This window comes from Psychromonas sp. CNPT3, from assembly GCF_000153405.2.
Lineage (GTDB): Bacteria > Pseudomonadota > Gammaproteobacteria > Enterobacterales > Psychromonadaceae > Psychromonas.
Window position 1 is genome coordinate 2,731,465 of record NC_020802.1, and the last position, 26,184, is coordinate 2,757,648.

The window sequence follows — 26,184 nt, forward strand, 5'->3', positions numbered from 1 at the left end:
AAAGATACTTATAGCAGTGGAATAAATTAAGTGATCATGTACCGCGCAGGAAAAATTAGCACTAGCAATGCGTGAGTTGCTGGAGATAGTTGTTCTCACTTACGACTCACGACACACAACACTGGGTGGGATAATTTCAACAAGCAAGATGGATCACTTTTTTAGTTCCTTTGGGATGTACTCATCAAAACACGTAAAGACTCAATGAACATCTGCTTTTGCGTCGAGATCGTCTGCGCACAGTAAATAGCACAAATATCCGCAACAATTGGCTGTTTAAGTGCTACAAAACACATGTTATTCCAACTTTGCTTTGCAAAACTCTGTGGCACAATAGAAATATACTCCTGATCTTCAAGCACATTCATTAATGTCATCGGCTCAATGACCTCTTGAGCTATCTGCGTTATAAAGCCTTCTTTTATACAATGTTGCACTATTAATTGCGAAGATGCCGAGTTTTTTTGCTTCATCATCACAAACTTTTCATCACTTAATTCGGATAAACAAAGCCTTTTTCTAGCGCTAAACTTATGCTTCTTTGAAAGGGCGACGCACATTGACTCAGTATAGAGTGTAGCTGCCACTAAGGGTTTAATATTAAGCGTATCGGCATAACGTACGATACCAATATCGATATCATTATTAACTAACGCCTCTTTTTGTGCCATGGGCGATAACTCAATAAATTCAAACTGAAATTTCGGATATTGCTTCTTAAGTTGCTGACAAGCAGAGCTAAATCCCGCCCAATAAATAGAGCTTATAATTCCAAAACGTAAATGTTCTTGTTGCTCCCTATCAAATTGACACACTTTATTAACGGAACCTTCAATGACTGTAAAAATATGAGCACATTCGTCTCGCAATAATATTCCGGCAGCGGTAAGTTGCAGACTGCGCTGCTGACGGTTAAATAATACGACATTTAGGATCGCTTCGAGTTCGCGCATCTGAGCACTTAAGGGAGACTTTGATATATGTAAACGCTCCGCGGCTTGCGTTAAATTTTGACTATGACTCGCCACATAAAAATACCTCAGCATTTTCATACTTAAACGTTCACTCCAAGCAAGATTTTTAATGTCGAAGGGCAACTCTAAATTGCTTTTTCCCACCGATTGATTACCCGTTGTATGCACTAATTTACATCCGTTTTGAGTTTATATGAAAACCGCACTTATAAAAAATAATCCCCATAGGCTCGTTATTTTAAGGTGCTGAAAAACAGCACACTGGTGCTGATTAAAGTGATTTTAATTTAAAGAACTTAAGAATATCATGAGGATAATATAAATTCACTGAGGAATAAAATATGTCTACCTATGATCCGGTTACCAATGCCATTGCTACCATCGAAAAATATAAACCTGGCTTTAAGCCTCAAATCGCAATGATCCTCGGATCGGGTTTAGGCGTACTTGCTGATAAATTAGAAGATAAAGTAAGTATTAACTATCAAGAGTTAGATGGCTTCCCCGTTAGCACTGTCGAAGGTCATAGCGGAGAGCTGGTTTTAGGTTATTTACAAGGCGTGCCGATTATCTGCATGAAAGGCCGTGGTCATTTTTATGAACATGAGACAATGAAGGTGATGACAACGCCTGTACGCACGTTCAAAATGCTAGGTTGTGAATTGTTATTAGTCACAAATGCAGCCGGCTCATTAAGTCCCGAGCGCATTGGGGTTGGCTCTTTAGTGGTTTTTTCAGATCATATCAATACGATGCCAAGCACACCAATGACAGGTGAAAACGATGAAAAGTATGGCCCTCGTTTCTTTAGCCTCGCCAACGCATATGATAAAAAACTGCGCGAGCAAGCGCTGAGTATTGCTAACGATAAAAACATCACATTAAACGAAGGTATCTTTGTTTCTTACACCGGCCCTTGCTTTGAAACGCCAGCAGAGATCCGCATGATGCAAATTATGGGGGGTGATGTCGTCGGCATGTCCGTCGTACCCGAAGTGATTTCCGCTGCACACTGTGGATTACCTGTCCTCGCTATTTGCGCAATCACAAATCTTGCAGAGGGCCTTGGAGATGTGAAATTATCACATGCACAAACACTAAAATCAGCAAAATTAGCCGAAAGTGACTTTTTAAACTTAATTCAAGCCTTTGTAGTCAGTACTAAAAAGTACTAAAAATCACAACATGGTGTTTATTGGCATGCAAGCCAACAAATACCATGCTTAATATTTTATACCTTTAACACTCAACCTTGGTCCTAAACTTTAATAACGGCCAGAATAATAAATACTCTATTTTATATTGCAAAGCCGTTATTGCCTTTAATTATGACATTTGTGGTGCGTGGAAATGCTTTTCTTTACTGCTCTGTCTTAAAAATATAAGTGTTAATAAAGCCATAAGTAACATCACTACGCCTAAATTAAACTGATTATCCATTGCCATAAAAGAAGCACTCATCGCGGCTAAGCCAGCCCCTATATTTTGAGTGCCCCCAAGCGCAGCCCCTGCCGTTCCCGCATGATATGGGAAAGGCGTTAACGCTGCAGACGTGGCAACGGGAAACAAAATCCCCGCACCCAAAAAGTAAAGAAACCCACCAATAATAAGAGAGTTAACAGTCACTAACCCGGCGATCCCAGGGATCACGATACAAAGCGATCCAATCAATAATGTGAATGCCGCAATATAGAGTACGCGTGTTACCGACATTTTATTTACTAAAAGACTAGATAATGCACTACCAATAAAATAGCCGGGTAAAGGTAATATAAATAAAATACTGATCGTTGCACTGTCTAATTTTAAGACGCCGCCAAGCAACACGCCTAGCGCAGCTTCATACACAGCCACCCCAGAAAAAGTAAACAGTAACGTTAATAAATAACCTTGATAGTGTTTATTACTAAAGACAATTTTATAACTATGCAGTACTTTCTCCGGCTTTCGTCTGTCTTCCGGTAAAGTTTCAACAAAGAAAAAATACATGATCAGGGTAACTAACATGCCCAGTATCAATAAAAAGATATAAGTTGTCTGCCAATTAAAGATCTGTGTTAAAAACCCACCTAATAATGGCGCTAGCAATGGCGATATAATAATTCCCATGCTCACATAACTATTCGCTTTATGTAACAATGGACCATCAAAACAATCTCGCGTTACCGTACGTGACATAGCGCCACAACTACCCGTTCCCATGCCTTGAATAAAACTTCCAAGTAAAAAGAATTCAAAACTTGACGTCATTAATGTTAGGACAGATCCCAACATGAAGATAACTAAGCCCATTAAAATAACCGATCTTCGCCCGATCCTATCCGATAAAGGTCCATAGATAAATTGTGATATACCATAAGGGATCAAATAAGCTGCCATCACCGCTTGTAAACTAGTGACAGGAACTGAAAAATAATCAGACATAAGAGCAATGGAAGGAACATACATTGTCTGCGTCATTTGACCAACAGCCGCCATTAAAATAACTAAGCATAATAATTTTGACATTTTTGGGGGATTTATTTTATCTAACACGCGCGTTACTCATTCTTTAATAGGATAAAACCCTGGAATTGCCAAAGCGGCATAGGGCGATCGAGGCGAGATAATAGAGCTAAGTTAAGCGATGATCAAGACTTTATTGATGGATTTATAAACAATTTTTTTGGTAGAAAACTGCTTAAATCTTATGCTTATGTTTTATAAGAAATAAAAAGAAAAAAGCACCTAAAAGGTGCTTTAAAATAAACTGCATTTAATGCAAATAAGTGTCCTTTTTAGGCCTTATTTGATTTTGTTAAGTAAATAATGCGTTAACATTGGGACAGGTCGACCCGTTGACGCCATATTTTTACCACTTGTCCACGCGGTTCCTGCAATATCTAAATGTGCCCAAGTATATTTTTCTGCAAAGGCTTTTAGGAACATAGCTGCAGTGATTGATCCGCCGGCACGACCCACATTACCGGTGTTACGAAGATCTGCAAATGGGGTTGTGATCTCTTCTTCGTAATTTTCCCATAAAGGCATCGGCCAGCCACGATCCCAAGCTTCTAAACCCGCATCTAATAACTCTTTACTCAAAGCATCATCATTCGCGTAGACCGCCGTTGGGTGACTACCAAGACCAACGATCACCGCGCCAGTCAGTGTTGCTATATCAACCACAGAAGCAGGCTCAAAACGCTCTGCATAAGTTAAAGCATCAGCGAGTACAAGACGGCCTTCTGCATCAGTATTAATAATTTCAATTGTTTTACCGTTCATACTCGTTATCACATCACCCGGTTTTGACGCGCGTGCAGACGGCATATTTTCAGCAGCAGCAATAATGGCAATCACATTAATTTTTGGCGTTAATAGTGCTAAAGTATTCATCGTTCCAAGAACAGACGCAGCGCCGCCCATGTCATACTTCATCTCCTCCATACCGGCACCCGGCTTCAAGCTAATACCACCACTATCAAACGTAATACCTTTACCCACTAATATATGTGGCGCTTCATTGCTTTGAGCACCTTGGTATTTTAAAACAATTAGTTTTTCAGGCTCATCACTGCCCTTAGAGACAGATAAAAAGGAATGCATTCCTAATGCATACATTTCATCAGCACCTAATACTTCACAACTAAATTGACTATTATTTTTACTTAAAGCCAACGCGTGTTCCGCAAGATAAGTTGGCGTACAAATATTTGAAGGCAAGTTACCTAATTCTTTCGTTATATTCATGCCTTGAGCAATCGCATAACCTAATTGTACCGCTTTCTCATTTTCAGTCGCGCTAATGAAAGTAATTTGGGTCGTTTTTGTGGCACTTTCTTTTTTACTTTTCGTTGTGTCATAAGCATACAAGTTACTTACCCAATACTGACTTACTTGGGTCAACGTCCAGTTAATATCACGGCTTTTCGGTACAAGTGCATCCACAAAAATAGCGACATGCTGTGCTTGTGTTTTTGTTGCTTTAACAGCACTTTCTATCAAAGATTGTAAGCGATTTTCATTTAACTCTGATTTTTTACCCGCACCAAGTAACAACACTTTTTGTTGCTCAAAAAAGTATGCGGTGACTTCGCCTTTGGCTGTACTAATTTGCTGCGCATCAATAAGCGCTTGAATCGCTTGATGACAAGCTAATTTCTCAAGTGAACTATTATTATCTGAAAAAATAGGGACCAATAAAGTATCTTGTTTAGCACTCACGGTGGGACTAAAATTAAATTTCATATGACTTCCTGTGGTTTATTATAAAATAAGTTCCTTAACGAAACTTAGAATAGCATCAATTTCTTTACGCTAGGGAAACTAAAATAATAATTTACGGATCCTGACTGAGTCTTCGCAATGAAAAGCAGAGGGCTGTAATATATCTATATTACCTCACTGTCATTTCTTAGGCACTCGCAACTTAAAGTTAGCTTTGTATTTTAGCTGTTGTTATAAAACATCAATGTAGAATAACATGCTTTCAATTTCATACAGAGAAGCTAAGCCTAAGCGGGCTTGCTGATTTTTTATTTAAAAAATCATGGGTATGTAAATAGAACCTTAAAAAACAGGTATAAAAAAGGTGCACTAAGTGCACCTTTCAAAAGATAAGCTCTCATATAAAAGTTAGAGTGCGCTTTCTTTCTTATCAACAGGCTTATCTGCCGCTTTTTCATCTTCTTCCGGTTTCGGCAGTAAAATATCACGAAGTTTTAATTCAAGCTCAGCTGCTAATTTTGGATTCTCAAGAAAATGCTTACAAGCATTGCTCTTACCTTGGCCAATTTTAACGCCTTGGTACGAATACCAAGATCCCGCTTTCTCTACTAAATCATTTTTCACACCCAAATCGATTAATTCACCAAAGCGGTTAATACCATGGCCATAAAGAATTTGGAATTCAGCCTGTTTAAACGGCGGTGATACTTTATTTTTAACGACTTTAACGCGCGTCTCATTACCGACGATCTCATCACCATTTTTAACCGCGCCAATACGGCGGATATCCAAACGAACAGAAGCGTAAAATTTAAGTGCATTACCACCCGTTGTCGTTTCTGGATTACCGAACATAACACCAATTTTCATACGGATCTGGTTAATAAAGATAACCATGGTGTTAGTTTGTTTAATACTACCGGTTAATTTACGTAATGCTTGTGACATTAAACGTGCTTGTAAGCCCATATGAGAATCGCCCATATCGCCTTCAATTTCAGCTTTTGGTGTTAATGCAGCAACCGAATCGATCACCACGACACCGACTGCGCCAGAGCGAATTAACATGTCACAAATCTCTAACGCTTGCTCACCCGTATCAGGTTGAGAAATAAGTAACTCATCTATATTTACACCTAATTTTTTAGCGTAAATAGGATCAAGTGCATGCTCAGCATCAATAAAGGCACATGTTTTGCCTTTCTTTTGTGCTTCTGCAATCACTTGTAATGTGAGTGTTGTTTTGCCTGAGCTTTCTGGCCCATAAATTTCTACCACACGTCCACAAGGTAGTCCACCTATGCCGAGTGCTATATCTAAACCTAATGAGCCAGTAGATACAGCTTCAATATCCATCATCGCATTCCCGTCACCGAGACGCATAATAGAGCCTTTACCAAATTGCTTTTCAATTTGTCCTAACGCTGCCGCTAGTGCTTTATCTTTATTTTTATCCTGACTCATTTTATCTCCAGATAGGCTTATGTTTTACTGTTTATATGATCAGTTTACTGACTATTCATACAGTATCAAGTTTTATTTTAAATGCCATCTCAATTAATTAATTAAACCTATCAAAATACGCGTTATATTATTTCAATTAATCCCAATAAGGCGACGCGGATAGCTTGTGTACGTACCGCACTGCGATCTCCGACAAAAAGATAAGTGACCGTTTTTTCAAGGCCATGCGAGTTATACCAAGAAAGGCATACTGTACCCACCGGTTTTTGCACGCTCCCCCCCGTCGGCCCAGCTATACCACTGATCGCCACCGCAATATCAGCATCTGAATTTTTTATCGCACCTTGCGCCATTTGCGCAACCACTTCTTCCGATACCGCGCCATATTTATCGATCACGGATTTATCAACTCCCAGCATCTGTATTTTTGCTTCATTACTATAAGTAACAAAGCCTCGTTCAAACCATTGTGAACTTCCAGATATTTCAGTTATAGCGTATGCTACACCTCCACCAGTACAGGATTCTGCACAGCTAGCAATCATATTTGTTTGGCTAAGTTTTTCACCTAAAACTTGCGCTAACTCTTGTACCGTTTTTTCAGTAAACATAAGTTTTCTCCATAGAGCCTTTATATTAGGCCATAGCTATAAGTGTATTTATATGAAACCTAGTGCGCAAGAATTAAAAAAACATACGCCCATGATGCAACAGTTTTTAACTATCAAAAGTGAAGTGCCTGATACCCTGCTCTTTTATCGTATGGGCGACTTTTACGAAATGTTTTTTGATGATGCCCGTAAAGTTTCGCAATTATTGGGAATTTCATTAACTCAACGTGGAAAAACAGGTGGTAATGCCATTCCGATGGCAGGAGTACCTTATCATAGTGTAGAAGGTTATTTAGGCAAATTGCTCGCCTTAGGAGAGTCGGTTGCCATTTGTGAACAAATCGGCGATCCCGCGACCTCTAAAGGTCCCGTCGATAGAAAAATAGTACGCATTATTACGCCCGGGACAATAACCGATGAAGCCTTGCTCGATGATCGCCAAGATAACTTGCTATGCGCGCTATACCAACAACAAAACAATTTCGGGATTGCCTCTTTAGATATCAGTAGTGGCCGTTTTGTTATTAACCAATTTCAACATGAAGAAACCTTACAAGCTGAACTACAACGTTTAAATCCTGCAGAATTACTCTATGTAGAGACTTTTGAAGCATTACATTTAATTGAACATTTACCGAGTACTCGCCGCCGCCCTGAGTGGGAATTTGATTTGGGTACTGCGCGAAAAACACTAAATCAACAGTTTTCAACGCAAGATCTGGTCGGTTTTGGTGTTGATAAAGCCGAATTTGCCCTTTGTGCAGCTGGCGCATTACTGCAATATATAAAAGATACACAGCGTACTAGTCTGCCACATTTACAAAGTATTAAATTAGAGCAAACAATTGATACAGTGATCTTAGATGCTGCCACCCGTAAGAATTTAGAGTTAACCCAAAATTTAAGTGGTGGAACGGATCATACTTTAGCGCAAATTTTAGATGTCAGCGTCACCCCGATGGGGAGTCGTTTATTAAAACGCTGGATCCACCAACCCATTCGTAACGTCAACATTTTAAATTACCGACAAACAATGATCCAAACATTGATAGATTTGGATCTGTGTAATGCATTAGCAGAGCCCCTTAAACAAATCGGGGATATTGAGCGAGTGATAGCGCGTTTAGCACTGCGCTCGGCACGCCCTCGAGATCTCACTCGTTTACGTAGCGCTTTTGCATTGTTGCCTGAGTTACAAAATCTACTCGCCGAACTGCCTCACGAACTAGTGCATAAATTAAGCACTGAAATGGGTAACTACCCAGAACTACTTACCCTGTTAGAAAATGCGATTATCGATAACCCTCCCGTGATCATTCGCGATGGTGGCGTGATAGCACCTGGGTATAACAGTGAGCTTGATGAATGGCGTAATTTAGCGAAAGGTGCAACGGATTATCTTAAAGAATTAGAGATAAGAGAGCGAGAATCTACGGGTATATCTACTTTAAAAGTCGGTTATAACCGCGTACATGGCTATTACATTGAAACCAGTCGCCATGCAGCAGATGCCGTTCCCGCACATTATGTACGCCGTCAAACATTAAAAAATACCGAGCGTTATATTATTGCAGAGCTCAAAGAGCACGAAGATAAAGTGTTGGTCAGCCAAGGCAAAGCATTAGCACTTGAAAAGAAATTGTATGCACAATTAATTGAGCAATTATTGCCTTATTTAAAAGCACTACAATTTACGGCGCAATCACTCGCTGAGCTAGATGTTTTAAATACACTTGCAGAGCGCGCATTAACACTTAATTACGTGCGCCCAACACTGTCACCTGATCGGGGCATTATCATTACAGACGGACGCCACCCTGTCGTAGAGCAAGTGAATAAAACACCCTTTATTGCGAACCCTGTGGCACTTGCAGATGATCGGCGTATGTTAATTATTACCGGCCCCAATATGGGAGGTAAATCAACCTATATGCGCCAAGTCGCATTGATTGTCTTAATGGCACATATTGGTAGTTTTATTCCGGCGCAAAGTGCAACCATTGGTCCGGTTGATAGAATATTCACCCGTATTGGCGCATCGGACGACCTTGCCAGTGGACGCTCTACTTTTATGGTAGAGATGACAGAAACGGCTAATATATTACATAATGCAACCAAAAACAGTTTAGTACTCATGGATGAAATAGGCAGAGGAACCAGTACGTTTGATGGCTTATCACTGGCATGGGCATGCGCAGAAGAGCTTGCTCTTAAAATCCAAGCCTACACCCTATTTGCAACGCATTATTTTGAATTAACTGCGCTTCCCGAAACAATTAAAGAGGTGGTAAATGTACATCTTGATGCGGCAGAAGATGGAGACAACATTATCTTCTTACATGCGGTGCATGATGGCGCTGCCAACAAAAGTTACGGTTTACAGGTAGCAGCCCTTGCCGGTGTACCAAGCCGAGTTGTTAAAAACGCAAAACGTAAATTACAACAATTAGAATTAACGTCGAATAATACAAATATCACCGCGCAGACGCTTATGACACCTGTAGAGGAAGTAGAAGAAGATGGCGTGCATCGTTTGCTAAAACAAATAAATCCGGATGAATTGAGCCCAAAACAAGCGCTGGCGCTACTTTACCAACTTAAAGAGGCTTAAAATCGTTCAATAAAAGGCAAGGATCGTCATGATCCTTGCCTTTTATTTTATAGCGATACGATATTAGTTAAATCGGCAGGACGATAATAAACAGATTTTAATACTTTACCTTGGCGTACCAGTTTATCCGCAAGTTGCACGTCTTGTGCACATTTGGCAATAATAAAATCACCTTTAACACTATCAACGAGCGTTACACCTTGCTTTTCATAATAGGCCTGTGTTTCTTGGTATTCTTGGGCATTACGGCACACTTTACTCATATTGCTGGCATGGATCTCATCCCAACACGCTAAAAAGTTTATTTTACGTGACGCAGCCACATTTAAAAATAAATCAATTAAATAACTTAACGCAAGATTATCCGTTAACTTTTTATTACCTAAATGCACCACACGTCCCATTAATACATAGACACTATCAACGATAGCATCCGCTTCATCTATCAGAGAATTTGCTTGTGCAAGCTCGGTTAATTCTTCTATGATAAGTGAGCTATGTAATTGATCTGATTTATCATCTAATGAGAGTGGATCTTCACATGGTAAATCAAAGGTCATGCGAAACTGCATAATGTCACGATATAAATGATCAAAAAGAGAGGCGTTAAGTTGGGATAATTTCATGTGTTACCTTTGCGAAAAAAAATAATAAATAATAAATAAATTCATAATATTTGGATACAGCGTTACACTGTTCTTCTTAATATAAAAAATTCATTTAATAAGGATAAATATCGAGATACATCATGCACTTTCTAGCAGATGCTCTCGAAAAAACGAGATAAGTTAGCATAAAAGAAGCAATGCCAATACCTTATTTTAATAATTGGTTACCTATAAAACGTTAACGATGAGGACATTTTTTGCATAGATTTACATTGAAGCAACAAGATAAATTATCCATAAAGCTCTCACATAAAATAAAACAAGGGGAGTACCGACGTCTCGATATCTATTTTTTATTACCCAATGAAATGGGCATTAATAAAAATACATTGAGTGAACGAGACTATTTTAATGCGGGAATAAAAGGTCGACGCGCCTATTACACTGCAGGGCTACACCTTCCTTTACTGCATACTCGCTTTGCAAGTCGCATGAAACGCTCCCCAGAAGAGTACAAAAGTAATCTCAACCTCTTTGCTTACCAATATATCGTCGCTTTAGACACTGACATTCAAGATGTACTGAAAATAGACGATAGCACTAGCCTTAGTGAATTTTATAGTGCCACCAATGAACTCGTTGAACAGTCATTACTTATTTTAAAAAAACATCGTAGTCATATACCGAGCGACAACAAACTATTATCTATTTTTGAAGCCGTAGATAATTACCTCTCTTGGTATACTGAGCAGTCTATTTTAGGCATGCTTTCTCAAAAACCTCGCCATAGCGAATTTTCCGACGAGCGCTTAGCCTTACTTGATATTTGTCACACTGAAAATCAATATCGACAGAAAAAAGTTTATAATAGCAGCGTGACCTTGAGCGATCCTAACCGCATTGCCAATAAAATGCGTTTACTACGCCGTTTGATTGAATTTGGTGTTATTTTTAAAAGTGATACCTACGAGTTAGGAAAAATAATACGTAAATTTGTAACCGGTATTGCGACGGCTTTGATCATGAGTGTGGTGTTGATCTTAATTATAAAGACGCAAGGTGCTTTCAGTAATTTAACCTCCTTAATGATTTTTCTTCTCGCTATCATCTATGGTGTGCGTGAAGTGTTTAAAGATGATTTTAAAAATATGCTGTGGCGCTGGATCCGTAAAGGCAAACCTAAATGGTCGCGTATGTTAAAAGATCCGACGAGCCACAATGAAATAGCCAAACAAAAAGTATGGCTAGATTATATTAAGTCTAAAAATTTACCCTTACAGGCAAAAGAACTACTGGCTCGGCGCGATACACAAAATAAACAACGCTCTGAAATACTACATTACCGTATAGAAACCAAAGTCAATAATCACGGTTTTCAGGCGGGCTATAGCAGTATAGAAGAAACGATATTATTTAGCTTACGCCCATTATCTCGCTATTTAGAGCGCGGCACGGGTCGCGTTTATGAGCGTAACGACCCGAGTAATAACAAAGAAAAAATACAAAAAATTTCTATTGAGCGTCGTTACCAAATCAATATTGTGGTGAGTATCGATCAAGGTTTATATACCGAGCATTTTGAACGCTATAAAATAACCCTTAATCGATCCGGTATCATTGCTATAGAGAACTCGGGTACCTCTGGGCATAAAGATAAAAAACACTATGATCGTTATTTCAAACTGAAGGATATTTTACATCTGCATAAAAAAAAGAATGTAAAATAAACTCATACGACCACTAATATCAATGCTAACTTACTCTGCAACCAGTGTTTCTATACGGTAAAAACCCTTATCTTCTTTGGCTAACGATTTCGCTAAATAAGGTAGGGTTTGACGCATTTCAGCCATTAATGTCCACGGTGGGTTTATCACTATCATGCCACTTGATGTCATGCCCGTTTCACCTTTATCGGCTTCTATTCCCAACTCAAAAAGTTGTATGTTTTTAATTCCAGATTGCTTTAACTCGCGTTCCATTGTTTTAATTGCAATGCGGTTCACCACCGGATACCAAAGTGCATAGGTGCCAGTCGAAAAGCGTTTACACGCTTGTATTAACGTATCAACCACATCTTGATAATCTGTTTTTATCTCGTAAGACGGGTCAATTAAAATATAACCTCGGCGCTCTCGAGGAGGAAGGTTTGCAATTAAACCTTCTAAACCATCTTTTTTTGCCATTTTAACGCGCTTATCTGAGCCAAAGTTCTCGCTCATATTAATAAACTCATTAGGATGTAACTCAAATAAAAATAATCGATCATTTTCACGTAGCATTTGCTGCGCGATACTGGGTGAACCAGGATAATATTTTAACTCTTTTTGCGCATTAAACTCGATAACTTGCGACATGTAGTTAGCCAGTGCAGGCGGAAGATCTTTACGCCCCCATAAACGTTTTATCCCGTTATTTGCTTCTTTGGTTTTAAGCGCTTGCTCTGAAGATAAAGAATATGCGCCACAACCTGCGTGTGTATCCAGGTAACAAAAAGGCTTATCCTTTTTTAATAAATGATGGAAAATAGCAGTTGAAACAGTATGTTTTAAAACATCTGCAAAATTTCCTGCATGAAAAGAGTGACGATAGCTGAGCATAAAGCGTTCCCAAATTATTAAGTATACTGATTTTTCCTATTTTACACTAAAAAAACAAGCGTCAAAATACAACCTGCATGTTATTATCATCGCCAAATTTATTTCTCATCAGGTGGAATGCAATGCGAACAGAAACCTTAAACCCCATCGAAAGACGCACCGCGATATCACTCTCTTTAGTCTTTGCCTTACGTATGCTTGGACTGTTTATGATCATGCCCGTCTTTGCTATCTATGGGCAACATCTAACAGGCTACTCTCCTATCTGGGTGGGTTTTGCCATTGGCGCTTACGGACTAACACAAGCTTTATTACAAATCCCTGCAGGAATGCTGTCTGATAAGTTTGGACGTCGTCCCATTATTTATGGTGGATTGTGTCTCTTTGCATTAGGCAGCTTAGTCGCGGGATTTTCTGACAGCGTTTATGGCGTCACCGCGGGTAGAGCATTGCAAGGTGCAGGCGCCATTGCCAGCGCCATTTTAGCATTGGCTGCCGACGTTACGCGCGCAGAGCAACGCCCAAAAGCGATGGCCATGATAGGTGTCAGCATCGGTCTTTCATTTGCTGTTGCAATGGTCGCAGGCCCGGTACTTGCGCCTATTATCGGCTTAAAGGGACTCTTTTTTATTACCGCAGCTGGCGCGGTAACCGGTATTGCCATTGTGCACTTTATGGTACCTAATATTATTAATAAAGCGCCCCGTGGCGAAACCGTACCTATTCCGCAACAATTAAAAGCATTAGCAAAAGATCCCCAACTTCTACGCCTTAATTTAGGTATTTTTATCCTGCATATGACATTAACGGCTATGTTCATCGCCTTACCGTTACAATTACTGGACATGCAATTAATCGCAGCTGAGCATTGGCATCTTTACTTACCTGCTTTACTGCTCTCGTTCTTATTAATTATTCCGATGCTGATCCTGGCGGCCCGAAAAGATATGAATCGTCAATTTTTTCTTTTTGCGATCCTATTAATGGCAGCAAGTTTAGTGGCAATGGGAAGCACCACACATTCCTTATTTGTGATGTTTTTGTGTGTTATGTTTTATTTTACGGCTTTTAATTTTTTAGAAGCTTCACTGCCAGCCTTTATCTCAATGCTTGCTCCTGCTGGGGGCAAAGGTAGTGCCATGGGTATTTATAGTACTTTTCAGTTTTCTGGTGCATTTTTAGGTGGGATTTTAGGCGGAATTTCCTATAAACTACTCGGTAGTAGTGGTTTATTTTATTGCTTATCCATATTAATATTGATTTGGTTTTTTATCACTTGGGGAATGTTAAACCCAAGCAAAATTCGTACTCACAGTTATACTACTGATATTAAAGATGATGATCATGCGCATACGCTTAGCGATCAACTCGTTGCACTGCCAGGCGTGATTGAAGTCGTCTTTTTTGTTGAAGAGAAAACTGTTTATATTAAGGTGAATAACGCTGAATTTAATAGCGATAAAGCCAAACAAATTTTAGTTAACTAGCATAAGAGCGGAGAAAGAAAATGTTTAACCGTAGCATCAACAAAGTTATTTTAGTGGGTAATCTTGGTAAAGATCCTGAAATGCGTTACATGCCCAACGGTAATGCAGTCGCAAACTTAACGTTAGCAACGACAGAAAGTTGGAAAGATAAACAAAGCGGTGAGCGCAAAGAGCACACTGAATGGCATAATTTAACGGTATTTGGCCGTTTAGGTGAAATGTGTGGAGAGTACCTTAAAAAAGGCGCCAAAATTTACGTTGAAGGACGTTTAAAAACGGACAAATGGCAAGATCAAAGTGGCCAAGCTCGTTATACAACAAAGGTTAACGTTTCTGAAATTCAAATGATGGATTCACGTAACCAGCAAAGTGGACAAGCATTCCAAAATAATGCCCCACAACAAAATGCACAACCCGCACAACAAAGCTGGGGAAATGCACCACAACAACCACCAATGCAAGCACAAGCAGCACCTCAAATGGCACCTGCTTATCAGGCGCCTACTCAACAACCACAGGCACCAAAAGCGCCTCAAGCACCACAACAGAAAGCGGCGCCTCAACAACAAGCGCCTCAGCAAGCACCCGCTCAATACAATGAGCCTGCAATGGATTTTGATGACGATATTCCGTTCTAGATCTAAAAATATCAATCATTGTTATGCTTAAAATAATTAAGGATCTGTTTTTACAGATCCTTTTTATTTTGTATTATTAAAACAGAGCTCGGCGATAGCCTAACGCTATGCAAGCGCAACCTGAGTGCAGAAATATTCAATATTGTGCGTACTAAGCTTCTCTTGTGCTGCAATAATTTGTAACTCTCTTTCGCCTAACGCTTTAGTCACTTTCATCACTTCATAAACCGCTTGATTGGTCTGCTCAAAAGCATGCACCGCATTTTTAGTTTTAAACAAGCTCCCCACAAAGAGTGCAGTAATTAAATCGCCAACGCCCACAGGATAAATGTCAAAATCGACCAAAGGTCGCTCAATGAGATAAACCCCCTCTTTATTTGCCATTAACATGGTATAAGATGAGGCAGATGCGTAATGTAAGTGCTTAACCAATACGATATTTGGCCCCATAGAGCGCGCCTTTAAACAAGCGCTAATTGCACTGTCTAAATCGGTTATCTCAACACCCGTTATTTGCGATAATTCAAATTGATTGGGGGTAATAATATCAGCTGCCGGCACTAAATGATCACACAGCATGGTGGTAACATCCGCGCTGACAATGCACCCTTTTTTAGGATCGCCCATCACCGGATCGCAAATATAAAGGCAATCTTTATTCGCTGTTTTTACGCGTTTTAAATTATCTAAAATTTCTAACGCCTGTGCACCCGAGCCTAAATAACCAGAAATAAGGGCTGAGACATCACCCAACACATTAATGTTTTCTAACCCATCAAATAAGCGTGAGATCTCGCCTTGTGGAAGAACACTGCCCGTCCAACCTTCGGTGTATTGCGTGTGATTAGAAAATTGTACTGTTTGTATCGGCCACACATTAAAACCAAGACGCTGAAGAGGAAAAACGGCCGAGGAGTTGCCCGCACAGCCATAAACCACATGGGATTGGATGGATATAATGCCTCGCATGTTGCATACCTTATGTTGTTAAAATAAAGGAAAATAATATATACCCATGTTACCTCCGTTAAGATATTATTTTCAATACGGATATATTCTTATATATACGCTTCTATCATGCTATCTAGTAAATAAATACAATAGAGGGCTACGCACCTAAATGCTCTGTTTTTTATTTATTTCCATTATTTATTTCCATGTCATATCTCGATAATATAATGCCTTTACAATATTTTAGGCCTAATAAGAGAGATGTTTAATTTATTAGGCACTTATTTTGTGGCAACCAAGCACTGATATAAATATGTAAAGAAGACAAACTATCTAAGTACTTTGCTCTCACAAGCAACCTTAAAAATATTAAATATAAGGCAATAATTAATGCAGTATAAATGGATCCTATTTGACGCAGACGAAACGCTCTTTCACTTTGATGCTTATCAAGGTCTTAAATTAATGTTTTCACGTTTCGGCATTACCTTTTCAAAACAACAATTCACCGAATACCAGAAGGTCAACAAACCACTTTGGGTCGATTATCAAGACGGGAAAATCACCTCTAAGGAATTACAAAATATTCGTTTTCAACCCTGGGCAGAGCAACTGTGCATTACAACACAAGAAATAAACAGTGCTTTTTTAAGTGCGATGGCCGATATCTGCACTTTTTTACCCGGCGCACTCGAACTTTTAAATAGCTTAAAAGATCGCGTGAAATTAGGGATCATTACCAATGGCTTTACTGAATTACAGAATATTAGATTAGAGAAGATGGGACTTTTAGATACTTTTTCCGCATTGATCATCTCTGAACAAGTGGGCATAGCCAAACCGCACAAAGGTATTTTTGACTTTGCCTTTACACAAATGGACCATCCCAATAAGCATGAGATTTTAATGGTAGGTGATAACCCACACTCCGATATTCTAGGCGGAATGAACGCTGGCATTCATACTTGTTGGCTAAATGTGCAAGGCACTCCCCTACCAGAGGGAATAGATCCCAGCTATCAAGTCGCAACACTTGATGAATTAAACGCGCTGTTAAATTGCTAATAGGTTCGCTTTAGTTAGATGCATAAAGCCTCATAGATAGATATAAAACAGTAAAAAGGCTACTTTAAAAAGTAGTCTTTTTACAACAGATAACCTTTAGTTATCGCTCATCTCTCCGGCCACCTCACGTTGGATCTACCCTGACAAATAATCTGTTAAAACAATTTAATGATGATCAATAGGATCAACGCAGGGCAAATGAATTTCACATAAATAGGCCATATTTTCCAAAATAAAGAGTCCTGACTCACCCCCTCTTGTGCATATATCTCTTTTAATAAATCATTACGCTGCCATACCCAACCTAAATAGATAGCGATTGCTAAAGCAATTAATGGTTGCGCTCGCTCGGTGGTCAAAGTGATCATAAAATTAAACAAAGGATCAAAATAGAAAACGACAATCAATGCGAGCACTAAAATCAAAACACCGACAAATAAACTCGCATTATTACGACCCATTTTCGTTTTTTCAACAAGATAACTTGTGGGAACTTCAACAATCGAGATGGTTGAGGTTAAACCCGCAATCGCCATTAAACTAAAAAATATAAAGCTCAAAATATACTGAGATTGCCCTCCGATACTATCAAACAGATGCGGAAGCACTGTGAATACAAGGGTCGTATCATTAAGTAGTTGCCCCTGATCATCAAAAATAACAACCCCATTATGCTGCGCAACGTACATGGCAGGGATGATCATCATAGCAGCTAAAAAAGCCACAGAAGTATCCATTAAAGTTACATAAGCCGTTAATTTTGCAATGTTTTCTTTTTTATTTATATAAGAGCCATACACCATCATTGCGCCAGTACCGATAGTCAGGGAAAAAAATGTTTGCCCTAACGCCCCCATCAAGACTTGTGTGTCTAAGATCCTAGAAAAATCAGGTTTAAAAAGTAGAGAGAGACCTTGCATCGCCCCGGGTAAGGTTAAAATATAAATAGCGCCACCCAGTAATATAGCTAACAATAAAGGCATTAATCTTTTTGACCATTTTTCTATGCCCTGTTGCACGCCTTGGCGAATAATATAAACCGCCATCACGATCAATAAACTCGTGAAAAAAACGTTTCTCGCCACCGAAAAATCAATAAACCAAGATGATAATTGAGCAAACCCAACAAAACGACTCACCGATGCCAATGCAAAACTAACAAACCAACCCGATAAAATAGTGTAAAAGCTACAAATTAAAAGGGCAGTTATAATGGACGCTAATCCAATCACTTTACCAATGGAGCGGGTCCATTTATGCTGACCTAATTTAGCCATTGCATCGGCAGGGTTCGTTTGTCCGTGCCGACCTATCATTAATTCAGCCATTAACATCGGGTAACCAAGCAGGCAGATCAAAATAAGATAAACAAGTAAAAATGCACCTCCTCCATTAGAGGCAGCCTGCGTTGGAAAGCCCCAAATATTACCGACGCCAACAGCGGAGCCAGCAGCAGCCATGATAAAACCTAAGCGAGAACTAAATTGATTTGATTTTGCATTCTTCATTGTGCTAACTCTTTGACTTTATATAAGGCTCCATCATAAGTATTTAACGCAAAACTGCAACGCTACAAACAGCCAGTAACAGAACAGAAGCAAGCATAAAAAGCTAACAAAACACACAAAAACAAGATTAAATGTCAATTAACAAAGAAATACGGCAAACATACCAAACATAAATAATGAGTGCACGAAGCCACGCAATAAGATCTTTTTGAATTTTAATTACACTTTATTTTAAATGAGGAGGTTATGCGGGATTTTTAAGCGTTTATCCTAACAAAGCACCTCATCTAATGAGGCAGAAGCTATAAATTATAATCTTAGAATAAGATAACAAAGCATTTTTTAAGGCGTCATTAAAACTATTTATCCGGTAAAGGGATCTGCGTATTATTTTTTACGGCTTTTAATACAAAGCTAGATTTTATGCCACTGATAAATGGCAAGCTTAGTAATCTATCCAAAATAAACTCTCGATACGCATCCATATCTTCAACTAATACTTTTAACTGATAGTCAGCATCACTACCGGTTAATAAGTAACATTCTTGTACTTCATCATATGTCGCCACTTTTTCTTCAAAGTCATTTAAAACATTATGCATCTGCTTTTCTAGCTGCACTTGTACAAAAGCGGTTAAGCGCAAATCAAAATGCCGAGCAGAAAGCAATGTAGCATAACCACTAATAAACCCGGTCGCTTCTAGCGCTTTGACGCGTCGAGAGCAGGGTGATGGTGATAACCCGACTAATTCTGCTAACTCTTGATTAGAAAGGCGACCATGCGTCTGTAATAACTTTAATATCGCTAAATCTATTTTATCTATCTCAATGCTGTGCATAAAAACCCTATTAATAGCAAAGGAACTCAAAAGGTTACCCGTCTTGCTTGTTGAAATTATCCCACCCTGCGTTGTGAGTTTTGACGTGAGAACAACACTCTCCTACAACTCACGCCTTGCTAGCGTTAATTTTTCCTGCGCAATACATGATAACTAAATTAATTCCTTTGCTATAACAATTAAAAAGAACATCACATTATATTTTATATAATAAAAAGCCAGCATATACGCTGGCTTTTTGATTGTATTTTAACTTATCAGCTTAAAATAAAGCTGAATTTATCCATAAATGCGTCGCGATACTGGCAGCGTAACCCAGTGCGATAACAGGCGTCCATTTTAAATGTGCACCAAAGGTATAAATACCTCGCGCTTGCCCCATTAATGCCACGCCAGCAGCAGAGCCAACAGAAAGTAAGCTACCACCCACACCAGCGGTTAAAGTAACTAACAACCACTGACCTTCGCTCATTTCAGGATGCATGCTTAATACCGCAAACATAACCGGGATATTATCAACCACTGCAGAGAGTAAACCTACTGCAATATTTGCCCAAGTCATCATTGCAGGATCTGCATACATTATTGATGATGTTAAGCCTAAATAACCCAGAAAGCCAAGTCCACCCACACATAATACAACACCGTAGAAAAACAATAATGTATCCCACTCCGCTCTCGCAACTTTACTAAATATATCGAAAGGCGCGCCATTACCTAATGCATGCAAGCGATCGTGTTCATGTTGATCCGACGTCTTTGCAATCGCTTTTCTATAATAAGCAGTGTGCGTTTTACGTAAGTAAAAGGCAAAAAACTGTAACAAGCCTAAACCAAACATCATACCTAATACAGGAGGCATTCCTAAGAAAGAGTGCCCAAGTACAGCGCAAAGGATGGTTAATAAGAATAAACCAACAATGCGTAATGCACCGGGTTTCATATGTACAAACGTAGCGTGGCTTTTTGACGCTTCATTTACAACAAAGAAGCTCATAATAGAAGCTGGCACGAGGAAGTTAACGACTGATGGTAAGAACAACTGGAAGAAATCAGCAAACGGTACCATACCTTTTTGCCAAACCATTAACGTTGTTATATCACCAAAGGGACTAAATGCGCCCCCTGCATTAGCGGCAACAACAATATTGATACAACCTAACGTAATAAACTTTTTATTGGTACCACCCACTTTCATTATAATGGCGCACATTAATAATGCGGTTGTTAAATTATCTGCAATCGGAGAGATAAAGAAGGCGAGTACACCCGTTAACCAAAAGATATTGCGCAGTGTGAAGCCTTTGTTCACCATCCACACACGTAAAGCATCAAACAACTGACGCTCTTCCATTGCATTTATATAGGTCATCGCAACCAATAAGAAGAAAAACAATTCAGAGTATTCAAGTAAATTATGACGGAAAGCGGCTTCTGCTTCATGGCTCATACCATGTTGCGTTCCATAATAACCAATCATTGCCCAAATAAGACCGGCAGCTATTAACATAGGTTTAGATTTGCGCAGGTGAATAACGTCTTCAAGCATGACCAAACAATAAGCAATCGTAAAAATCAATAGTGCAGTATAACCGATACCACTAGACGTTAAATCGACCAAAACCCCTTCACTAGCCAACAATGAGGGCGAAAATAAAACAGCGACAAGCATCAGCAAGATACTCATCGGCTTAAATTTGTGTAACATTATTAATTCCTTTATTAGAATAAGTCTTATATATAAAAATACAGATAAAGACGCTTATTTTCCATGGGCAAATTACTAGCCAATAACCCTTAAACGGGGGAATTTGAAAAACAAATGAAAAAGATCACTCTGCATAATAAGACTATTTTTCTAATAGAACTTTATTTAATATCAAAAAAAATCTGATTATGACCTTATTGACGATAATTACTATCAACAAGTAAAGTCAATTTATCTTAGCTTATACAATGCATTAGGTGTTTTTTGTGTTTTAAGCTCTGAATTAATAAAGCAATATACAAAAAATAACGCATAAAATGATCATCATTTATATCTGTTTCAGCTCGCTAGAAATAGAGCTTAAATCTCTACGTCTTAAACATCCCTACAAATAAATGACTTTTATCTATCCATATTTTCAAAACTAAACACTTTAAAAATAAATTTAAAGTGTTTAGTTTGTTGTATTCATCCTCTTTCAATACATCCATGTACTCAACAAAATAAGCACTCAATAAATAAAGACAATGATTGTGCGATGATATCACCATTAAATTCACAGCAATATCATAATAAAACAAACGCTTAAAAATCAAACAAAGTAAGCTTTACTTTATTTGATCTACGTGAAGATTGTCACAAAGTAGGACATATAAGCTAAACTATCTATTCAACTGCGTAGAATATGATAATAATGAACGTGATACATAGTTATCGGCTTATGATCGAAAATGCACTAAACTGTAAAATAAATGCTGTATTTACTATCTTAGAGACCTATTTATGAATGATGAGATTCTTTTTATAGAAGAGGATAATGACTCCGACGCAATCCTTCCCTCCTTGCGGCTCGCGCCTTGGAAGGTAATGCTTGTCGATGACGATTTAGAAGTGCACGCAGTTACTAAACTTGTTCTTTCTTCTTTTGAATGGGATGGTCGAACATTAGAGTTCTTAAGCGCCTATTCAGCGGCACAGGCCGAAGAAATGTTTCAAGAGCACGATGACATTGCTGTTGCCTTAATCGACGTGGTAATGGAAACAGACGATGCTGGCTTACGTTTAATTAAAAACATCCGTAATAAATTAAAAAATCATACTACACGCATTGTTTTACGCACAGGCCAACCCGGTCAAGCCCCCGAGCGCAAGATCATTAGAGAATACAATATCTCTGATTATAAGAACAAAACAGAACTCAGTGGCGTTAAGCTCGACACTTTAATGTGTAGTGCTTTACGCTCTTATCAAAATATTATTAGCTTAAAGAAAAGTAAAAATAGTTTACAAATTATTGCCAACTCATCAGCACAACTTATAAAGGCAAGAACCTATAACGTTTTAGTTAATGAAACAATCCATTATTTGTCACTTTTGGTTGAACAATGCACTCAGGGTAATAGCACCGATTTTTCGACGTTAGGCATTTATTGCGATCAAAATACTTTTCAACTATCCGGTGCACAGGGTAAGTTTACTCAGTTAGCTCAATTTAATGATATCTCTTTACTCCCCGACAATGTTTCCATTTTAATATCCAAAAGTTTGGCAGAAAAAACCAACATTTTTACTGAAAACGCATTCATTTTAAATATGCACAGTAGTAATAATAGTTGTATTTTATTCTACGTTGAAGGCTTCACCCCCCTTTCGGATACCGATATTACTTGGATTGAAGTCTTTGCCCGCAACACACAAACCTCTTTCGACAATGAAGAGTTACGTAACGCAGTTGATGAGGGCCAACGAGAGATTATTTATCTACTCGGTGAAGCGATTGAAAAGAAATCAAAAGAAACCGGCAATCATATTCGCCGAGTTGCTGAAATTTCCTATATTTTGGCACTGGAATTAGGTTATAGCATTAGCGATGCTGAAAAAATAAAATCAGCCTCTCCTCTGCATGATCTCGGGAAAATAGGGATCCCCGATTGCATTTTACATAAACCGGGATCGTTAACGGCAGAAGAATGGAAAACCATGCAAACACATGTCGAGATTGGCTATGAATTAGTGCGCTATTCTCAACAAGATATTTTAAAGTTTGCAGCGGTTATCTGTTATCAACATCATGAAAAATGGGATGGTAGCGGTTACCCTAATGGCCTTAAAGGTGAAGAGATTGATCTCGTTGGTAGACTTGCTTCTCTTGCAGATGTTTTTGATGCTTTAGCACATGATCGTTGCTATAAAAAAGCATGGCCAATGGATGAGATTTTAAAGTTTATAGATGATCAAGAAGGCAAACACTTTGATCCGCTCGTGGTGGCAGCTTTTCGTAAGCACCAACAAGAAATCATTAACGTCAATGAGCGTTATCGTGACATTTTTTAATGTCTAAATTAAAACCACAAAGTACACTACATTTTTATTGATTTAATGTCTAAAAGTGCCTGTTTTCTGGTATTATCAAAATAACCTTTAATAATCTAAAAAGAAATTGATGAAGAATTTATTTTTAAACTCATATATATGTCATGGTATAGGCTTATCGTTGATTGCCTTTTTTCTTTTTTTTCTTTCCCCGATTTCATCAGACAACGTAACAAATAGTATCATCATTACCCTATTAACTTACTTGTCGTGTTCAATGACACTCCCTAAAATAACAAAATACCTTTTAGTTGAAAGAACCTATTACATACTCCCCGTTCTATTTAGTGCTTACGGTATCGCGCTGTTAATAATAGTAATGTTTCGCATCGATTACTCTCTTTCTATTTTGCTAAAAGGAATAATTCTTTCTGTTGTTTGGCTCTATATAAGTTCCAGATTAAGACGAGAGTCGAAACGACTTAAGCTTGCTGCAATACCCAATTTTGATTTAAAAGAACTACGAGTCAACGATCGTTTAGACATTAGTATTTTACGAACCCCTTATAAATTAACCAATATTAAAGATGGCGTTGTTGTCGATTTACACCACAATTTAACCGCCAACGAAGAAAAATTTCTGGCTGATTGTAGTATTAACAATATACATGTTTTTCATTTTGCAGCCATTAAAGAAAACTTAGAAGGTAAAGTTCAAACAAAGCATTTATCCGAAAACTCAATTGGAACATTACTTTCCCCCCCCTTTTATACTTTTTTTAAAAGAATTTGGGAGTCATTGCTTATTTTAATAACACTTCCGATCACCCTGCCTATCATGATAATAACGGCGATTTGTATCAAGATAGAAAGCTCAGGCCCTGCTATGTTCATCCAAAAACGAATTGGCCAAGGTGGCAAAGAATTTTCTATTTATAAATTTAGAAGTATGACTGTACGTAGCCCAAACTCAGAATCAAAATTTGCAACAGCAGAGCAAGCTCGAGTCACTCGCATCGGTAAATTTATTAGAAAAGTACGTATTGATGAACTTCCACAATTTTTTAATGTACTAAAAGGCGAAATGGCCTTAATAGGCCCTCGTCCAGAGCAAAACTCATTTGTTCTTGCCTTCGAGAAAGAGATCCCTTTTTACGGTTATCGGCACATGGTAAAGCCTGGGATAACCGGCTGGGCACAAACAGTACAAGGGTATACGGATGACACAGATTCAACAAGAGAGAAATTAGCACACGATCTCTATTATATTAAACACTTATCATTTTGGTTGGATGCAAATATTGTCATTAAAACGATTAAAACAATGCTAACTGGATTTGGGGCTAAATAGTGATCCCTGATCAATAATACAATAAGTATCCATCTTGACGAAATTCTTGGATGGTAATGATTAAGGCTTAGTAATAACTAATCATTACCAAAAATATCACGAGTATAAACCTTATCTTTCACATCAATTAACTCATCAAGCATGCGATTACTGACAATGACATCAGATACTTGTTTAAATTTAGTGAGATCAGTAAATACTTTTGAATGAAAAAATGTTTTTTCTTTTAACACTGGTTCGTAAATAATAACGTTGACACCTTTTGCCTTAATACGTTTCATTATACCTTGAATACTCGATGCTCTAAAGTTATCCGAGCCACTTTTCATTATCAACCTGTAGATTCCAACCGTCTTTGGATGACGTTTTAATATAGAATCTGCAATAAAATCTTTACGTGTAGTATTTGAATCTACAATGGCACCAATAATACAATTTGGAACATTTTTATAATTAGCACGAAGCTGTTTAGTATCTTTAGGTAAACAATAACCACCATAACCAAAGGAAGGATTATTATAATGATTTCCTATACGCGGATCTAAGCAAACACCCTGTATTATTTGCTTAGTGTCTAGATCATGTGCTTCAGCATAACTATCTAATTCATTAAAGTAAGCGACACGCATCGCTAAATAAGTATTAGAGAATAACTTGACGGCTTCAGCTTCGGTAGAGTCCGTAAATAAGACATCTATATCTTCTTTAATAGCCCCTTGTACTAACAAACTAGCAAAGACTTTAGCTTTCTCTGAATTATCCCCCACAATAATACGAGAAGGGTAAAGGTTGTCCTGTAGGGCCCTCCCTTCGCGTAAAAACTCAGGTGAAAAGATAATGTTTTCATATTGGAACTGCAGCCTCATATTTTGAGTAAAGCCAACAGGAACTGTAGATTTTATAATAATAGTTGCTTGCCTATTAACATACAGCACATCTTTAATTACCATCTCTACTGAACTGGTATTAAAATAATTAGTAGCTACATCGTAATCGGTGGGGGTAGCTATTATCACAAAGTCAGCATTCTTATAAGCACTCTCTTTATCTAAGGTCGCTTTAAGGCTTAATGGTTTGTTAGCTAAATAACTTTCTATTTCAACATCAGCCACTGTAGATTTTTTAGCGTTAATTAATGATACTTTTTCAGCAATAATATCTACTGCTACGACATCATTATGTTGTGCTAATAATACTGCATTTGATAATCCGACATAACCAGTCCCTGCGATTGCAATTTTCATATA

The 26,184-nt window shown here is 38.3% G+C and carries 20 protein-coding genes; 8 read left to right on the forward strand and 12 right to left on the reverse strand.

Annotation, left to right across the window (positions count from 1 at the left end; all coding sequences use genetic code 11):
• Positions 1-161 precede the first annotated feature (161 nt).
• On the reverse strand, positions 162-1,142 hold the full coding sequence (locus PCNPT3_RS12045) for a LysR family transcriptional regulator (protein WP_015466132.1): 981 nt from the start codon (positions 1,140-1,142) through the stop codon (positions 162-164).
• 173 nt (positions 1,143-1,315) lie between these two features.
• Between PCNPT3_RS12045 and xapA the strand changes: the two genes are divergently transcribed.
• Complete coding sequence (gene xapA, locus PCNPT3_RS12050) at positions 1,316-2,149, forward strand: xanthosine phosphorylase (RefSeq protein ID WP_015466133.1); 834 nt, start codon at positions 1,316-1,318, stop codon at positions 2,147-2,149.
• 151 nt (positions 2,150-2,300) lie between these two features.
• Here the strand turns inward: xapA and emrD are convergent, their stop codons facing one another.
• The 4 genes from emrD to PCNPT3_RS12070 all read right to left on the reverse strand — a co-directional run bounded on the left by emrD (position 2,301) and on the right by PCNPT3_RS12070 (position 7,258).
• Positions 2,301-3,509 (reverse strand): multidrug efflux MFS transporter EmrD, encoded by a 1,209-nt coding sequence (gene emrD / locus PCNPT3_RS12055; protein WP_015466134.1) that lies wholly within the window; start codon positions 3,507-3,509, stop codon positions 2,301-2,303.
• Between the two features lie 249 nt (positions 3,510-3,758).
• Positions 3,759-5,204, reverse strand: coding sequence for a leucyl aminopeptidase (locus tag PCNPT3_RS12060; RefSeq protein ID WP_015466135.1), 1,446 nt, complete (start codon positions 5,202-5,204; stop codon positions 3,759-3,761).
• 387 nt (positions 5,205-5,591) lie between these two features.
• Positions 5,592-6,647, reverse strand: a complete 1,056-nt coding sequence (recA, locus tag PCNPT3_RS12065) for a recombinase RecA (RefSeq protein WP_015466136.1) — start codon at positions 6,645-6,647, stop codon at positions 5,592-5,594.
• A gap of 122 nt (positions 6,648-6,769) precedes the next feature.
• A complete protein-coding gene (locus tag PCNPT3_RS12070; protein WP_015466137.1) occupies positions 6,770-7,258 on the reverse strand; it encodes a CinA family protein in 489 nt (162 codons plus the stop codon).
• Between the two features lie 52 nt (positions 7,259-7,310).
• On the opposite strand from PCNPT3_RS12070, the gene mutS reads away from it, so the two are divergent.
• Positions 7,311-9,869 carry a DNA mismatch repair protein MutS gene (gene mutS, locus PCNPT3_RS12075; protein WP_041771308.1) on the forward strand — a complete coding sequence of 853 codons (2,559 nt, stop codon included), beginning with the start codon at positions 7,311-7,313 and terminating at the stop codon, positions 9,867-9,869.
• 47 nt (positions 9,870-9,916) lie between these two features.
• On the opposite strand, the gene PCNPT3_RS12080 is transcribed toward mutS, so the two are convergent.
• Positions 9,917-10,495 (reverse strand): nucleoside triphosphate pyrophosphohydrolase family protein, encoded by a 579-nt coding sequence (locus PCNPT3_RS12080; RefSeq protein ID WP_015466139.1) that lies wholly within the window; start codon positions 10,493-10,495, stop codon positions 9,917-9,919.
• Between the two features lie 239 nt (positions 10,496-10,734).
• On the opposite strand from PCNPT3_RS12080, the gene PCNPT3_RS12085 reads away from it, so the two are divergent.
• The gene (locus PCNPT3_RS12085; RefSeq protein ID WP_041771309.1) at positions 10,735-12,204 is read left to right on the forward strand and encodes a hypothetical protein; all 1,470 of its coding nucleotides are present in this window, start codon (positions 10,735-10,737) and stop codon (positions 12,202-12,204) included.
• A gap of 30 nt (positions 12,205-12,234) precedes the next feature.
• On the opposite strand, the gene PCNPT3_RS12090 is transcribed toward PCNPT3_RS12085, so the two are convergent.
• Entirely contained in the window at positions 12,235-13,077 is an 843-nt protein-coding gene (locus tag PCNPT3_RS12090) for a 23S rRNA (adenine(2030)-N(6))-methyltransferase RlmJ (protein ID WP_015466141.1), read from the reverse strand.
• Positions 13,078-13,199: 122 nt separating this feature from the next.
• Between PCNPT3_RS12090 and PCNPT3_RS12095 the strand changes: the two genes are divergently transcribed.
• Positions 13,200-14,564, forward strand: a complete 1,365-nt coding sequence (locus PCNPT3_RS12095; RefSeq protein WP_015466142.1) for an MFS transporter — start codon at positions 13,200-13,202, stop codon at positions 14,562-14,564.
• A gap of 20 nt (positions 14,565-14,584) precedes the next feature.
• Positions 14,585-15,202 (forward strand): single-stranded DNA-binding protein, encoded by a 618-nt coding sequence (ssb, locus tag PCNPT3_RS12100; RefSeq protein ID WP_015466143.1) that lies wholly within the window; start codon positions 14,585-14,587, stop codon positions 15,200-15,202.
• Between the two features lie 105 nt (positions 15,203-15,307).
• On the opposite strand, the gene pdxY is transcribed toward ssb, so the two are convergent.
• Positions 15,308-16,171: a pyridoxal kinase PdxY gene (pdxY, locus tag PCNPT3_RS12105; RefSeq protein ID WP_015466144.1), complete on the reverse strand. Its 864-nt coding sequence runs from the start codon at positions 16,169-16,171 to the stop codon at positions 15,308-15,310.
• Between the two features lie 372 nt (positions 16,172-16,543).
• Here pdxY and yjjG point away from each other — a divergent pair, with 372 nt between their 5' ends.
• A complete protein-coding gene (gene yjjG / locus PCNPT3_RS12110) occupies positions 16,544-17,218 on the forward strand; it encodes a pyrimidine 5'-nucleotidase (RefSeq protein ID WP_015466145.1) in 675 nt (224 codons plus the stop codon).
• Positions 17,219-17,373: 155 nt separating this feature from the next.
• On the opposite strand, the gene PCNPT3_RS12115 is transcribed toward yjjG, so the two are convergent.
• The 3 genes from PCNPT3_RS12115 to nhaD all read right to left on the reverse strand — a co-directional run bounded on the left by PCNPT3_RS12115 (position 17,374) and on the right by nhaD (position 21,273).
• A complete protein-coding gene (locus tag PCNPT3_RS12115; RefSeq protein WP_015466146.1) occupies positions 17,374-18,726 on the reverse strand; it encodes a sodium-dependent transporter in 1,353 nt (450 codons plus the stop codon).
• A gap of 359 nt (positions 18,727-19,085) precedes the next feature.
• Positions 19,086-19,565 (reverse strand): Lrp/AsnC family transcriptional regulator, encoded by a 480-nt coding sequence (locus PCNPT3_RS12120; protein ID WP_015466147.1) that lies wholly within the window; start codon positions 19,563-19,565, stop codon positions 19,086-19,088.
• 262 nt (positions 19,566-19,827) lie between these two features.
• Complete coding sequence (gene nhaD, locus PCNPT3_RS12125; RefSeq protein WP_015466148.1) at positions 19,828-21,273, reverse strand: sodium:proton antiporter NhaD; 1,446 nt, start codon at positions 21,271-21,273, stop codon at positions 19,828-19,830.
• A 783-nt stretch (positions 21,274-22,056) separates the two neighbouring features.
• Here nhaD and PCNPT3_RS12130 point away from each other — a divergent pair.
• Both PCNPT3_RS12130 and PCNPT3_RS12135 read left to right on the forward strand, forming a co-directional pair.
• Complete coding sequence (locus PCNPT3_RS12130) at positions 22,057-23,607, forward strand: response regulator (protein WP_015466149.1); 1,551 nt, start codon at positions 22,057-22,059, stop codon at positions 23,605-23,607.
• 109 nt (positions 23,608-23,716) lie between these two features.
• Complete coding sequence (locus PCNPT3_RS12135; RefSeq protein WP_041771310.1) at positions 23,717-24,937, forward strand: sugar transferase; 1,221 nt, start codon at positions 23,717-23,719, stop codon at positions 24,935-24,937.
• A gap of 77 nt (positions 24,938-25,014) precedes the next feature.
• Here the strand turns inward: PCNPT3_RS12135 and PCNPT3_RS12140 are convergent, their stop codons facing one another.
• Entirely contained in the window at positions 25,015-26,181 is a 1,167-nt protein-coding gene (locus PCNPT3_RS12140) for a nucleotide sugar dehydrogenase (RefSeq protein ID WP_015466151.1), read from the reverse strand.
• Between the last annotated feature and the right edge of the window lie 3 nt (positions 26,182-26,184).